This is a genomic window from Photobacterium sp. Hal280, assembly GCF_037162255.1.
GTDB lineage: Bacteria > Pseudomonadota > Gammaproteobacteria > Enterobacterales > Vibrionaceae > Photobacterium.
In genome coordinates this window covers 79,264-92,646 of the sequence record NZ_JARLUO010000005.1, presented here as the reverse complement: position 1 = coordinate 92,646, position 13,383 = coordinate 79,264, and the positions used below count along the sequence as shown (strand labels likewise).

The window sequence follows — 13,383 nt, the reverse complement described above, 5'->3', positions numbered from 1 at the left end:
AGGATTCCTGCCTGCCACAGAAATTTTTGGTGTACACTAACGGCTAAAAGTATCCCATTAACCTCATGGAGTTAAACCCGCGTATGTTTGATCCAAAGAAACTTGAGCAGGTTGCCAGGCAAATTCAGGAAGCCATGCCTCAACCGGTCAAAGCGCTTGGTCAGGATGTGGAACAGAAAGTGCGTCAAACCATCCAGGCACAACTGAGTAAGCTGGATGTGGTGAATCGCGAAGAGTTCGATGTGCAGACCCAGGTCCTGCTGCGCACACGCCAAAAGCTGAACGAGCTGGAACAAAAGGTTGCCCAGCTGGAAGCTATGCTGGCAGATAAATCCGAATAGTCGGTTTCATTACAGACATAAAAAAGCCCGGCAAATTGCCGGGCTTTTTACAAACCAGGAAGGATTTTGACTTAGTCGCCGACAGCGATACGCTTCATGTCTGTCATATAACCACGCAGTTCGTGACCAATCTGCTCTACAGGGTGATTACGCAGCGCTTCATTCACATCAATCAGCTGCTGGTTATCCACATGGTTGCTGGTCGCAGCCAGGCCTTTGCCGATCACATCTGTGCTGACTTTCGGCATGAACTTTTCACGCAGCAATGGCGTCGCCACGTTCGCAAACAGGTAGTTACCATATTCTGCCGTATCAGAGATCACCACGTTCATCTCGTACAGACGCTTACGGGCGACTGTGTTGGCAATCAGAGGCAGCTCGTGCAAAGACTCATAGTAAGCCGACTCTTCAATAATGCCTGAGGCTGTCATGGCTTCAAACGCCAGCTCAACACCGGCACGCACCATAGCTACCATCAGAATGCCGTTATCAAAGTATTCCTGTTCAGCAATTTTGGCATCTGTTTGCGGGTAGTTTTCAAACGCCGTTTCCGCCGTTTCTGCACGCCAGCCCAGAAGCTCTGCGTCATCGTTCGCCCAGTCAGCCATCATGGTCCGTGAGAACTCACCTGTAATGATGTCATCCATGTGCTTGTTATACAGCGGACGCATCAGATCTTTCAGCTCTTCAGACAACTCAAATGCTTTGATCTTGGCCGGGTTGGTCAGACGATCCATCATATGCGTGATACCGCCAAACTTCAGGGCTTCGGTAATGGTTTCCCAGCCGAACTGCAGCAGCTTACCGGCATAGCCAGGCTCGACGCCTTCCGCAATCATCTTCTCGTAACACACGATAGAGCCCGCCTGCAGCATGCCGCACAGAATCGTCTGCTCACCCATCAGGTCAGATTTCACTTCAGCAACGAAAGAGGATTCCAGCACACCGGCACGGTGACCACCGGTTGCAGCCGCCCAGGCTTTCGCAATTTCCAGGCCTTCACCTTGCGGGTCATTTTCCGGGTGAACGGCGATCAGCGTCGGTACACCAAAGCCACGCTTGTATTCTTCACGTACTTCCGTACCCGGACACTTAGGCGCGACCATCACAACCGTGATATCCGGACGGATCTGCATCCCTTCTTCAACAATGTTAAAACCGTGCGAGTAACCCAGCGCAGCACCTTGCTTCATTAACGGCATGACAGTGGTCACAACATCGGTGTGCTGTTTGTCTGGTGTCAGGTTGATCACCAGATCGGCCTGGGGGATCAATTGTTCATAGCTACCCACTTCAAAACCATTGTCTTTCGCATTACGGAAAGAAGCACGCTGCTCATCAATTGCAGCCTGGCGCAGTGCATAAGCAACATTCAGACCTGAGTCACGCATGTTCAGACCCTGATTCAGGCCCTGTGCACCACAACCGACAATCACGACCTTCTTACCTTTCAGGTAATCCGCTTCCTGAGCAAACTCGCTGCGATCCATAAAACGGCAACGGCCCAGTTGATCTAATTGCTGACGTAAATTTAAGGTATTGAAATAGTTAGCCATAACAAGTTACTCCGTGAATTCTAATCCTTGGTCGGCACTTCACTGCCGAATAACCTGATAGTAGATCAGGCTTGATGTTGTCTAAAGTGATATATTCACAACATCATATTGCAAACGGTGCAACATAGAATATGAACATCAAATCCCTTCAACTGTTTCTTCATCTGTGTAACAGCAAGAACTTTAGTCAGACCGCACAGAAGATGCACATCAGTCCGTCCGCGCTCAGCCGGCTGATTCAGCGGCTGGAGCAGGAGTTGTCTCAGCCCCTTTTCATTCGTGATAACCGCAGTGTGGAACTGACCACCTCTGGCCGTAAACTGCTACCGGTTGCCAGCCGCATTGTTGCCGAATGGCAACAACTGCAGCAAGAGCTGACTGAACAGGATCAAATGCTGAAAGGTAAACTGACCCTGTTTTGCTCGGTCACAGCCAGCTACAGCCATCTGCCCAATGTCCTGAATCAATTCAGACAACATTACCCTCAGGTAGAAATTCAGCTCGTCACCGGCGATCCGGCGCAAGCGGTGAATAAAGTCCTGCACGATGAAGCTGATTTTGCAATTACTGCCCTGCCCGCCAATTTGCCCAATAAACTCACTTTCATTTATTTGGGTAATGTCTCAATGTCGTTAATCAGCCCATTAATCACCTCACCCGGTCTTCAGGCGTTGCTTTCACCGGACATTCAGTGGGACAAACTTCCCTTCATTCTGCCTGAGTATGGGACGGCAAGAGAAAATGCTGACAAGTGGATGAAATCACAAAAAATAAAACCCAACATTTATGCTCAAGTTGCTGGGCATGAAGCTATTGTTAGTATGGTAGCATTGGGATGCGGCATCGGAATTGCGCCAGATATTGTGATAGAAAACAGTCCGATTCGCGATCAGATTCAAAAGCTGCCAGCAGCAGCCGTCGAACCATTAACACTGGGATTGTGCTGCAAACAAAGTCGACAGCAAGAGCCTCTGTTTCAGGCATTGCTGACGTTATTCAAATAGCAGGTCGGTTATGACGTCAACGCATACTTTAACGCACAGTTACTACTCCGCTTTCTATGCAGAAAAAGGTTATCGATTTTTAGAACAGATTGCGCAAACGCATACGATGCCGGGTGATCTCGTTGTTTTCTCCGTCATGCATTGCTATGAAGGCTCTCTGCCATATCTCAACGTGCTGTGTAAACTTGCTGACCATGTCATTTTCATCCCTAAACAAGCGACTTTTTGCAACAACGGCACACTGCTCAATACCATCCGATCCATTCCAAACTGTGATGTCGTTGCCCCCGGCTTTGACAAAATCGCGTTAAGAGATCCGATGCGGTGCCTGGAACTCATTCAGCAATACACCCAGCCAGGGCAGGCTTTTCTGATTCTGGATCACGGGGGCTATTTTGCTCAAGGCGTTGAAGCCATCTTTGAAGCATATGATGAGCAGTGCGTGGGAATAGCTGAGTTAACCGCCAATGGCATCGCCAAATATCGCAACCGGCATCTCGTCAAGCCCTTAGTCTCGGTTGCGCATCTGAGCATTAAGACCCCAGCCGACTACGAAGCTTCTGAGTGTATCGTGCATTACACAGATCAAATCCTGCGCGAGGCATTTGGTCTGAAATTGAACAACCTCGGCTTTCTCACTATCGGGGTGATAGGAAGTGGTAATCTGGGCCGGGGTATCTGTAAGACACTGCAAGGTAAAGGTATCCATGATCTCTATGTCAGTGATCAGGATCCCAGACAACTCACCGCTTTACCCAGAAATGGCATTCAGGTGTGCTCAACCGAAACCATGCTGGAACACTGTAATCTCATTTTCTGCTGCACCGGAAATGGCGCGCTTCATTCGGCTCATATCCAGTCCAGACACGAGAACTTATTCATCGCCACTGTCACCTCTGCCGACGACGAGCTGAATCTTCCCGATCTGATACAGCAAGGGACGTTGCAGTATGTCGGGGGGAATCAACTGGTGACAGAATATCAAAATCGACATGGTGCCAGTATCTACCTCATTGCCGGCGGGGAATCTGCAAATACCCCTTTCAAAACAGGCATGGGCGATCCCACTTTGTACCTGTTTGAAGCCGCGCATTTACTGGCAGGACTGCAGCTCAGTAGTCATTCTCACAGCTATGCATCAGGTATTCAGGCTTTATCTGCACAAGATGAAATTTTCATTGCCGAGCAATGGCTGCGTTTTTTCTATAGCTACACTTAACGAACTGCAGCTTACGCCACAGCTCTGTGTTGGCCGCAGTGATGGAGAAAAATCTGTCTGTCGTCGGAGGCATTACAAATGCGTCAGATAGCAAAAAACCCAGTCATTGCTGACTGGGTTTCTTTAATAAGTGGCTGAGCGAACGGGACTCGATGGTCCGGCATTCCGGCCCGCGACCAAAGTGCAACGCACTTTTGGGGCGCCCACCCTGAGCAACTCACCAGTGACGAACAACAAAAGGTAGTGCAACCACCAAATAGCAAAAAACCCAGCCATTACTGACTGGGTTTCTTTAAGAAGTGGCGGAGCGGACGGGACTCGAACCCGCGACCCCCGGCGTGACAGGCCGGTATTCTAACCAACTGAACTACCGCTCCACACGGCCGAAACCAGATTGACTCTGATTTCTAAATAGGAAGCCTGGCGATGTCCTACTCTCACATGGGGAGACCCCACACTACCATCGGCGCTGCTGCGTTTCACGTCTGAGTTCGGCATGGGATCAGGTGGGTCCGCAACGCTATGGTCGCCAAGCAAATGCTTTCTCTACCGCCCGCAGGCGATAAATCACAATCTCGGAAATCTGACTAGTGTTCTCAGCACATCATTCAAGTGCTCATGGAGTCCGTAAAACCCCTTGGGTGTTGTATGGTTAAGCCTCACGGGCAATTAGTACAGGTTAGCTGAGCGCCTCACAACGCTTACACACCCTGCCTATCAACGTTCTAGTCTCGAACAGCCCTTCAGGAGGCTTGAAGCCTCAGGGATGACTCATCTCAGGGCTCGCTTCCCGCTTAGATGCTTTCAGCGGTTATCGATTCCGAACTTAGCTACCGGGCAATGCGTCTGGCGACACAACCCGAACACCAGCGGTTCGTTCACTCCGGTCCTCTCGTACTAGGAGCAACTCCCTTCAATCATCCAGCGCCCACGGCAGATAGGGACCGAACTGTCTCACGACGTTCTAAACCCAGCTCGCGTACCACTTTAAATGGCGAACAGCCATACCCTTGGGACCGACTTCAGCCCCAGGATGTGATGAGCCGACATCGAGGTGCCAAACACCGCCGTCGATATGAACTCTTGGGCGGTATCAGCCTGTTATCCCCGGAGTACCTTTTATCCGTTGAGCGATGGCCCTTCCATTCAGAACCACCGGATCACTATGACCTGCTTTCGCACCTGCTCGAACCGTCATTCTCGCAGTTAAGCGGGCTTATGCCATTGCACTAACCTCACGATGTCCGACCGTGATTAGCCCACCTTCGTGCTCCTCCGTTACGCTTTGGGAGGAGACCGCCCCAGTCAAACTACCCACCAGGCACTGTCCGCACCCCGGATGACGGGGCGACGTTAGAACATCAACACGACAAGGGTGGTATTTCAAGGACGGCTCCACAGATACTGGCGTACCTGCTTCGAAGCCTCCCACCTATCCTACACATGTAGGGTCAATGTTCAGTGCCAAGCTGTAGTAAAGGTTCACGGGGTCTTTCCGTCTAGCCGCGGGTACGCAGCATCTTCACTGCGATTTCAATTTCACTGAGTCTCGGGTGGAGACAGCGTGGCCATCATTACGCCATTCGTGCAGGTCGGAACTTACCCGACAAGGAATTTCGCTACCTTAGGACCGTTATAGTTACGGCCGCCGTTTACCGGGGCTTCGATCAAGAGCTTCTCCGAAGATAACCCCATCAATTAACCTTCCGGCACCGGGCAGGCGTCACACCGTATACGTCATCTTTCGATTTTGCACAGTGCTGTGTTTTTAATAAACAGTTGCAGCCACCTGGTATCTGCGACTCTCAGCAGCTCCATCCGCGAGGGACTTCACCGCCAAGAGCGTACCTTCTCCCGAAGTTACGGTACCATTTTGCCTAGTTCCTTCACCCGAGTTCTCTCAAGCGCCTTGGTATTCTCTACCCGACCACCTGTGTCGGTTTGGGGTACGATTGCTTATTATCTGAAGCTTAGAGGCTTTTCCCGGAAGCATGGCATCAATGACTTCATCACCGTAGTGACTCGACATCGGGTCTCAGCCTTAGTGCAGAACCGGATTTGCCTAATTCTGCAGCCTACACCCTTGAACCAGGACAACCGTCGCCTGGCCCACCTAGCCTTCTCCGTCCCCCCATCGCAATAATAAGCAGTACGGGAATATTAACCCGTTTCCCATCGACTACGCCTTTCGGCCTCGCCTTAGGGGTCGACTTACCCTGCCCCGATTAACGTTGGACAGGAACCCTTGGTCTTCCGGCGAGGGGGTTTTTCACCCCCTTTGTCGTTACTCATGTCAGCATTCGCACTTCTGATACGTCCAGCATGCCTTACAGCACACCTTCAACCGCTTACAGAACGCTCCCCTACCCAATACGATAAATCGCATTGCCGCAGCTTCGGTGTATCACTTAGCCCCGTTAAATCTTCCGCGCAGGCCGACTCGACCAGTGAGCTATTACGCTTTCTTTAAATGATGGCTGCTTCTAAGCCAACATCCTGGCTGTCTGAGCCTTCCCACATCGTTTCCCACTTAGTGATACTTTGGGACCTTAGCTGGCGGTCTGGGTTGTTTCCCTCTCCACGACGGACGTTAGCACCCGCCGTGTGTCTCCCGGATAGTACTTACTGGTATTCGGAGTTTGCAAAGGGTTGGTAAGTCGGGATGACCCCCTAGCCTTAACAGTGCTCTACCCCCAGTAGTATTCGTCCGAGGCGCTACCTAAATAGCTTTCGGGGAGAACCAGCTATCTCCAGGTTTGATTGGCCTTTCACCCCTAGCCACAAGTCATCCGCTAATTTTTCAACATTAGTCGGTTCGGTCCTCCAGTAAGTGTTACCTCACCTTCAACCTGCCCATGGCTAGATCACCTGGTTTCGGGTCTAATCCCAGCAACTGTACGCCCAGTTAAGACTCGGTTTCCCTACGGCTCCCCTATACGGTTAACCTTGCTACTGAAATTAAGTCGCTGACCCATTATACAAAAGGTACGCAGTCACACCACGAAGGTGCTCCTACTGCTTGTACGTACACGGTTTCAGGTTCTTTTTCACTCCCCTCACAGGGGTTCTTTTCGCCTTTCCCTCACGGTACTGGTTCACTATCGGTCAGTCAGGAGTATTTAGCCTTGGAGGATGGTCCCCCCATGTTCAGACAGGATAACACGTGTCCCGTCCTACTCGTTTTCACGCTTAAAGCATCGTCGGTTACGGGGCTGTCACCCTGTATCGCGGCCCTTTCCAGGGACCTTCACCTGACACTAAAAACGCTTAAGGGCTAATCCGGTTTCGCTCGCCGCTACTGCCGGAATCTCGGTTGATTTCTCTTCCTCGGGGTACTTAGATGTTTCAGTTCCCCCGGTTCGCCTCACCAGGCTATGTATTCACCTGATGATAACTGCTTATGCAGCTGGGTTTCCCCATTCGGAAATCGGTGACTCAAGTGGCTCTTACTGCCTCATCACCGCTTATCGCAAGTTAGTACGTCCTTCATCGCCTCTGACTGCCCAGGCATCCACCGTGTACGCTTAGTCACTTAACCATACAACCCCAAGAGGTTTCGTATGTTCAAACAACCAAGGTTGTGTCTCTGACAAAGAGACAATTGGTTTATTCGCCGGACTCATGTTGTCTTCACCGCAGTGAACACAACGAACACAAGACACTTGAATGTGTATTGCTTGAGAACTCTGTTTCTCTCGAAACAGTTTGTATTCAATCTCTAGGATTGAATTTACTAGTCAGCTTTCCAGATTGTTAAAGAGCATGTGAATTATCTTTCAATAACCACTTTCTAAAGGCTTTCAGCGTCAGAGAATCGATCCAACAACAATTAAGCTATTGAATCTGCGTATCCGTGCAGAAAGTATTTAGAGAGTGGTGGGCGATACCGGGCTCGAACCAGTGACCCCCTCCTTGTAAGGGAGGTGCTCTCCCAACTGAGCTAATCGCCCACGGTATTTTTACATTCCCGTGGCAGGAATGGTGGGTCGTGCAGGATTCGAACCTGCGACCAATTGATTAAAAGTCAACTGCTCTACCAGCTGAGCTAACGACCCGTGGCGTCCCATAGGGGAGTCGAACCCCTGTTACCGCCGTGAAAGGGCGGTGTCCTAGGCCTCTAGACGAATGGGACTCTAATTCTGTCAGCGAAACATTTCCGCTAATTCGTACCCATGCTGTTGGGCAGCATGAGTGGCTCTCTACATTTCGACCAAGCAATCTGTGTGGACACTGCGTCAGTGACACAGTCTTTAGGTAAGGAGGTGATCCAGCCCCAGGTTCCCCTAGGGCTACCTTGTTACGACTTCACCCCAGTCATGAACCACACCGTGGTAAACGCCCTCCCGAAGGTTAAGCTATCTACTTCTGGTGCAGCCCACTCCCATGGTGTGACGGGCGGTGTGTACAAGGCCCGGGAACGTATTCACCGTGGCATTCTGATCCACGATTACTAGCGATTCCGACTTCATGGAGTCGAGTTGCAGACTCCAATCCGGACTACGACGTACTTTGTGGGATTCGCTCACTATCGCTAGCTTGCCGCCCTCTGTATACGCCATTGTAGCACGTGTGTAGCCCTACTCGTAAGGGCCATGATGACTTGACGTCGTCCCCACCTTCCTCCGGTTTATCACCGGCAGTCTCCCTGGAGTTCCCACCCGAAGTGCTGGCAAACAAGGATAAGGGTTGCGCTCGTTGCGGGACTTAACCCAACATTTCACAACACGAGCTGACGACAGCCATGCAGCACCTGTCTCACGGTTCCCGAAGGCACTCCTCTATCTCTAAAGGATTCCGTGGATGTCAAGAGTAGGTAAGGTTCTTCGCGTTGCATCGAATTAAACCACATGCTCCACCGCTTGTGCGGGCCCCCGTCAATTCATTTGAGTTTTAATCTTGCGACCGTACTCCCCAGGCGGTCTACTTAACGCGTTAGCTCCGAAAGCCAGTGTTCAAGACACCAACCTCCAAGTAGACATCGTTTACGGCGTGGACTACCAGGGTATCTAATCCTGTTTGCTCCCCACGCTTTCGCATCTGAGCGTCAGTCTTTGTCCAGGGGGCCGCCTTCGCCACCGGTATTCCTTCAGATCTCTACGCATTTCACCGCTACACCTGAAATTCTACCCCCTCTACAAGACTCTAGCATGCCAGTTCCAAATGCGATTCCGAGGTTGAGCCCCGGGCTTTCACATCTGGCTTAACACGCCGCCTGCATGCGCTTTACGCCCAGTAATTCCGATTAACGCTCGCACCCTCCGTATTACCGCGGCTGCTGGCACGGAGTTAGCCGGTGCTTCTTCTGCAGCTAACGTCAAAGATGGTATCTATTAAACACCAACTCTTCCTCACTGCTGAAAGTGCTTTACAACCCGAAGGCCTTCTTCACACACGCGGCATGGCTGCATCAGGGTTTCCCCCATTGTGCAATATTCCCCACTGCTGCCTCCCGTAGGAGTCTGGACCGTGTCTCAGTTCCAGTGTGGCTGATCATCCTCTCAGACCAGCTAGGGATCGTCGCCTAGGTGAGCCGTTACCCCACCTACTAGCTAATCCCACCTGGGCCAATCTTAGCGCGCGAGGCCCGAAGGTCCCTCGCTTTGGTCCGAAGACATTATGCGGTATTAGCCATCGTTTCCAATGGTTATCCCCCACACTAAGGCATGTTCCCAGGCATTACTCACCCGTCCGCCGCTCGCCGCCCATCAACGCACCCGAAGGATTGTTGATGTCGCTGCCGCTCGACTTGCATGTGTTAGGCCTGCCGCCAGCGTTCAATCTGAGCCATGATCAAACTCTTCAATTAAAGTTTTGTTGCCTTCCCGAAGGAAAGCGGCTCAGTGATTACTGATGTTTCAACCGAAGTTGAAACGAATTGACTGTGCCGGTAACCCTTTTAAAAAGCGCTACCAATTGGTCACTCAGTTCACTGATAAATCTTTGATGACTGTATCATTGTCGAGTGCCCACACAGATTGCATGGTCAAATTGTTAAAGAGCTTTTCCAGACTTGCCGTTGGCTTGTCGTGGACAGGGCGGCCATTCTATCGAAATGAAAAACAGTGTCAAACACTTTTTCAATCTAGTTCAGAACAACTTTCCTGTGAACCTCTGGTTTTCAGCTTTCTTTGCTGTAATCCCGTTCAGTGAGGCGGCATTATAGGGACTTTATTTCAGGGCGCAAGCGCATTTTCAGATTTTTTTGGATTTTATTATTTTTCGAACAAAAGCTCACCAAAAGCCCCCTTTTTGACCATTAAAGTTGCTTAAACACCTGACTAAAAGCACTCACCTTGTCCCAATCCGTATATTCGACTTCTTTTGTCGTATCGGTTTCTCCGCCAGTCATCCGCATAATGAGCTGAATCATGGTTCGGTCAAACCAGCGGTAGCGCGGATAACGCAGCGCTCCGGCAAATACCGCCAAGAGTTTGGGCTGCCAGGGGGATTTTTGCAGGAACTTCTGCACATAGACGCTGGTCTCCGGCGTATCCTTGCCGGGTTTACGCGCGGTCAGGTTGACGCAGAAGAAAGCCGCGCTCTGTCTCTCCAGGGCTTGCTGATTCTGCTCAACAAACTGGTACAGCTTTTTATTTAAATGACCATATCGAACCGAAGCACCAATCAACACTCGATCATAGCGCGTGAAGTCAATTTCAGGTGACTGATGAATATCCTGTGTCTCGCACTGATAGTGCCCCCCAAGCTGCTGCTCTATATAGCGTAAGATTTTGATGGTTTGACCGTCACAGCTGGAATGCAGTAATAAAACCCTCTCCACACATTTCTCCTTAGTTTCGCCAGAATGTCGGGGTGAATAAAACCAGTAAGGTGAAGACTTCAAGGCGCCCAAACAGCATGGCCACAATTAATGTCCACTTCGCCGCATCATTCACCTCTCCGAAATGAACCGCGACTTGCCCTAACCCCGGGCCCAGGTTATTGAGGGTGGCCGCGACTGCCGAAAATGCCGTCAGCTCATCCATCCCCGTACCGACCAGCACCAGCATGCAAATCACAAAGACCAAAGCATAAGCGGAGAAGAATCCCCAAACAGCATCGACCACACGCTGCGGCAATGCCTTATTACCGACTTTGATGGTGTACACAGCGCGGGGATGCACCAGACGCTTGAGCTCCCTGACGCCTTGTAAAAACAAAAGCAGTACGCGAATCACTTTAATCCCGCCTCCTGTCGATCCTGCACATCCCCCAATAAAGGAAGAGAACAAAAGCAACACAGGCAGAAATAGCGGCCATTCAGAAAAGCCTGTGGTGGTAAATCCGGCTGTCGTTGAAATAGAGACCGTTTGAAACAGCGCCTGATCCAGAGTAGACCACCAACTGTCATAGGTTTGGTGTTTCATCAGCATGCCGTAGCAAATCAGCAGCAGGATCAACTGTATTACGAGAAAGGCCTTGAACTCGGGATCCCGCAAGTATGTCCGCAGGTTTAGGCCACGGTTGGAAAACGCCGCAAAGTGCAATGAAAAGTTACAGGCGGAGATCAAGAGAAAGACCACAGTGACCATATTAATGGCGGTACTGTTGTAATAACCGATACTGGCATCGTGTGTCGAAAAACCACCAATCGCGACGGTCGAAAAGCTGTGTGCTATGGCATCAAAGAGATCCATCCCTGCCACCCAGAAAGCACCGGCGCAGGCAACCGTCAGCGTCAGATAGATATACCAGAGCGTCTTGGCGGTTTCAGCAATACGGGGGGTCATCTTACTGTCCTTGACCGGTCCCGGAATTTCAGCCCGGTAAAGCTGCATCCCACCAATCCCTAAGACAGGTAAGATAGCCACGGCCAGCACGATGATCCCCATACCGCCAAACCACTGCAGCATTTGCCGGTAGAACAAGATGGCTTTGGGTAATTCATCGAGCCCCACAATGACGGTGGCGCCCGTGGTCGTCAGTGCGGAAAACGACTCAAAAAAAGAATCGGTAAAAGAGAGATCCGGTGTCTTAGACAAGATAAAGGGCACGGCACCGGCGCTGCCGATAACTGTCCAGAACAGCACAACAATCAAAAATCCATCCCGGGCTTTCAGCTCTCGCCTTTGATGACGATTCGGCAGCCAGAGTGCCGCCCCGCCCGCCAGCAAAATAAAGAAGGTCACCACGAAAGGGAAACCCGCACCGTCACGGTACAGCAAGGCGATGAGGGCCGGTACCAGCATAGTGACACTAAATAGCGCCAGTAACAGGCCAACGATACGGATAATGGAACGAATTTGCATAATCTAGCGGGCGCTCACTTTTAGTTCTTCAAAATATTGTCTGCGTCCTGAATCACAATCCGGCCGCCACTGCGATTGATCAGCACTGCCTTGCATGTTTCGGCTAAGCGAGCATCCAGCAGAATGTTCATAGTGACATCCACCCCGTAATCTGCGCTCTGCACTTCTGCATGATGCTCAGCGAGCACAGCCTCCAGTAAAGGCACCTGATTATACGCACAGCGGACATAAAGTGGTGAAGTAATGACCTTTTCTTTGGTGATGAGCACTGCAAGCGCCTGCTGCACCCCGCCGCCATACGCTTTCACTAAACCCCCCGTCCCCAGCCGGATGCCACCATAGTAGCGCGTGACGACGGCCGTGACTTCCCCGACCCCGCTGCCACTGAGCTGGGCCAGCATAGGTTTACCCGCCGTTCCGGATGGCTCGCCGTCATCACTGAATCCCCAAGACATGGAATCTTCAGGCCGGCCGGCCACAAAGGCCCAGCAATTGTGACGTGCATCCGCATGCCGTAACTTGATGCTCTGAACAAAGGCTTTCGCCGCCTCCGCACCTGGTGTATGAGCTAAATAGGTAATGAAGCGGCTTTTTTTGATCTCTTGTTCGAAAACAACGGGTTCCGCTGGTATTAGATAAGGAGCCTGATCCATTTTGCCTGCTCACGTCACGCCATACAAAGGCGCAAGAATAGCATAAACGCGCTCACAGATTCACAGCGAACCACAAAGCGCCGTCTATCGATCCTGCTTTTCCATTCAGGTGATGGAAGTGGGTTTGGCTGATCGTTCGCAACAGCCCGCACAACTTTCAGCAGGTAACGCCATTGTTATCACTTTCATGAGCTATACATGAATGAAAGCTCACCGCGAAGGCATGCTGGCACACGATCAACAAAACGAACAAACCATTGATATTATTTACAAAAAACACAACACCGATGCCGATAAATTCCCGGATAAGTCAAACACAAGCTAAGCGAACCAACTTCAGTTACAAACCAATATCAAAGTT

General features: G+C 50.9%; 8 protein-coding genes, 4 tRNA genes and 3 rRNA genes. 4 read left to right on the top strand and 11 right to left on the bottom strand.

Annotated elements, in window-relative coordinates; genetic code table 11:
• The first annotated feature begins 83 nt into the window (after positions 1-83).
• Positions 84-341 carry a ubiquinone biosynthesis accessory factor UbiK gene (gene ubiK / locus P4S53_RS09465; protein ID WP_192016091.1) on the top strand — a complete coding sequence of 86 codons (258 nt, stop codon included), beginning with the start codon at positions 84-86 and terminating at the stop codon, positions 339-341.
• A gap of 71 nt (positions 342-412) precedes the next feature.
• Here ubiK and ilvC read toward each other — a convergent pair whose 3' ends face one another.
• Positions 413-1,897, bottom strand: a complete 1,485-nt coding sequence (gene ilvC, locus P4S53_RS09460) for a ketol-acid reductoisomerase (protein WP_337112492.1) — start codon at positions 1,895-1,897, stop codon at positions 413-415.
• 131 nt (positions 1,898-2,028) lie between these two features.
• On the opposite strand from ilvC, the gene ilvY reads away from it, so the two are divergent.
• Both ilvY and P4S53_RS09450 read left to right on the top strand, forming a co-directional pair.
• The gene (gene ilvY / locus P4S53_RS09455) at positions 2,029-2,901 is read left to right on the top strand and encodes an HTH-type transcriptional activator IlvY (protein ID WP_192016093.1); all 873 of its coding nucleotides are present in this window, start codon (positions 2,029-2,031) and stop codon (positions 2,899-2,901) included.
• A 10-nt stretch (positions 2,902-2,911) separates the two neighbouring features.
• The gene (locus P4S53_RS09450; RefSeq protein ID WP_337112491.1) at positions 2,912-4,120 is read left to right on the top strand and encodes an NAD(P)-binding domain-containing protein; all 1,209 of its coding nucleotides are present in this window, start codon (positions 2,912-2,914) and stop codon (positions 4,118-4,120) included.
• A 300-nt stretch (positions 4,121-4,420) separates the two neighbouring features.
• Here P4S53_RS09450 and P4S53_RS09445 read toward each other — a convergent pair.
• The 10 genes from P4S53_RS09445 to P4S53_RS09400 form a co-directional block, all read right to left on the bottom strand.
• Positions 4,421-4,497 (bottom strand) — tRNA-Asp (locus P4S53_RS09445).
• A 41-nt stretch (positions 4,498-4,538) separates the two neighbouring features.
• A 5S ribosomal RNA gene (rrf, locus tag P4S53_RS09440) occupies positions 4,539-4,654 on the bottom strand.
• Positions 4,655-4,768: 114 nt separating this feature from the next.
• Positions 4,769-7,658 (bottom strand): 23S ribosomal RNA (locus P4S53_RS09435).
• A gap of 336 nt (positions 7,659-7,994) precedes the next feature.
• Positions 7,995-8,070 (bottom strand) — tRNA-Val (locus tag P4S53_RS09430).
• Between the two features lie 29 nt (positions 8,071-8,099).
• Positions 8,100-8,175, bottom strand: a tRNA-Lys gene (locus P4S53_RS09425).
• A 1-nt stretch (position 8,176) separates the two neighbouring features.
• Positions 8,177-8,252: transfer RNA gene (locus tag P4S53_RS09420), tRNA-Glu, on the bottom strand.
• A 123-nt stretch (positions 8,253-8,375) separates the two neighbouring features.
• Positions 8,376-9,926: ribosomal RNA gene (locus tag P4S53_RS09415) — 16S ribosomal RNA — on the bottom strand.
• Together the 16S, 23S and 5S rRNA genes with 4 tRNA genes alongside form the textbook arrangement of a ribosomal RNA operon.
• Before the next feature lie 450 nt (positions 9,927-10,376).
• The gene (gene hemG, locus P4S53_RS09410; RefSeq protein WP_337112490.1) at positions 10,377-10,901 is read right to left on the bottom strand and encodes a menaquinone-dependent protoporphyrinogen IX dehydrogenase; all 525 of its coding nucleotides are present in this window, start codon (positions 10,899-10,901) and stop codon (positions 10,377-10,379) included.
• A gap of 10 nt (positions 10,902-10,911) precedes the next feature.
• Positions 10,912-12,369, bottom strand: a complete 1,458-nt coding sequence (locus P4S53_RS09405) for a TrkH family potassium uptake protein (protein ID WP_337112489.1) — start codon at positions 12,367-12,369, stop codon at positions 10,912-10,914.
• Between the two features lie 20 nt (positions 12,370-12,389).
• Positions 12,390-13,022, bottom strand: a complete 633-nt coding sequence (locus tag P4S53_RS09400) for a YigZ family protein (RefSeq protein WP_337112488.1) — start codon at positions 13,020-13,022, stop codon at positions 12,390-12,392.
• 202 nt (positions 13,023-13,224) lie between these two features.
• Between P4S53_RS09400 and P4S53_RS09395 the strand changes: the two genes are divergently transcribed.
• Positions 13,225-13,347 (top strand): hypothetical protein, encoded by a 123-nt coding sequence (locus P4S53_RS09395; RefSeq protein WP_337112487.1) that lies wholly within the window; start codon positions 13,225-13,227, stop codon positions 13,345-13,347.
• Positions 13,348-13,383: the final 36 nt, after the last annotated feature.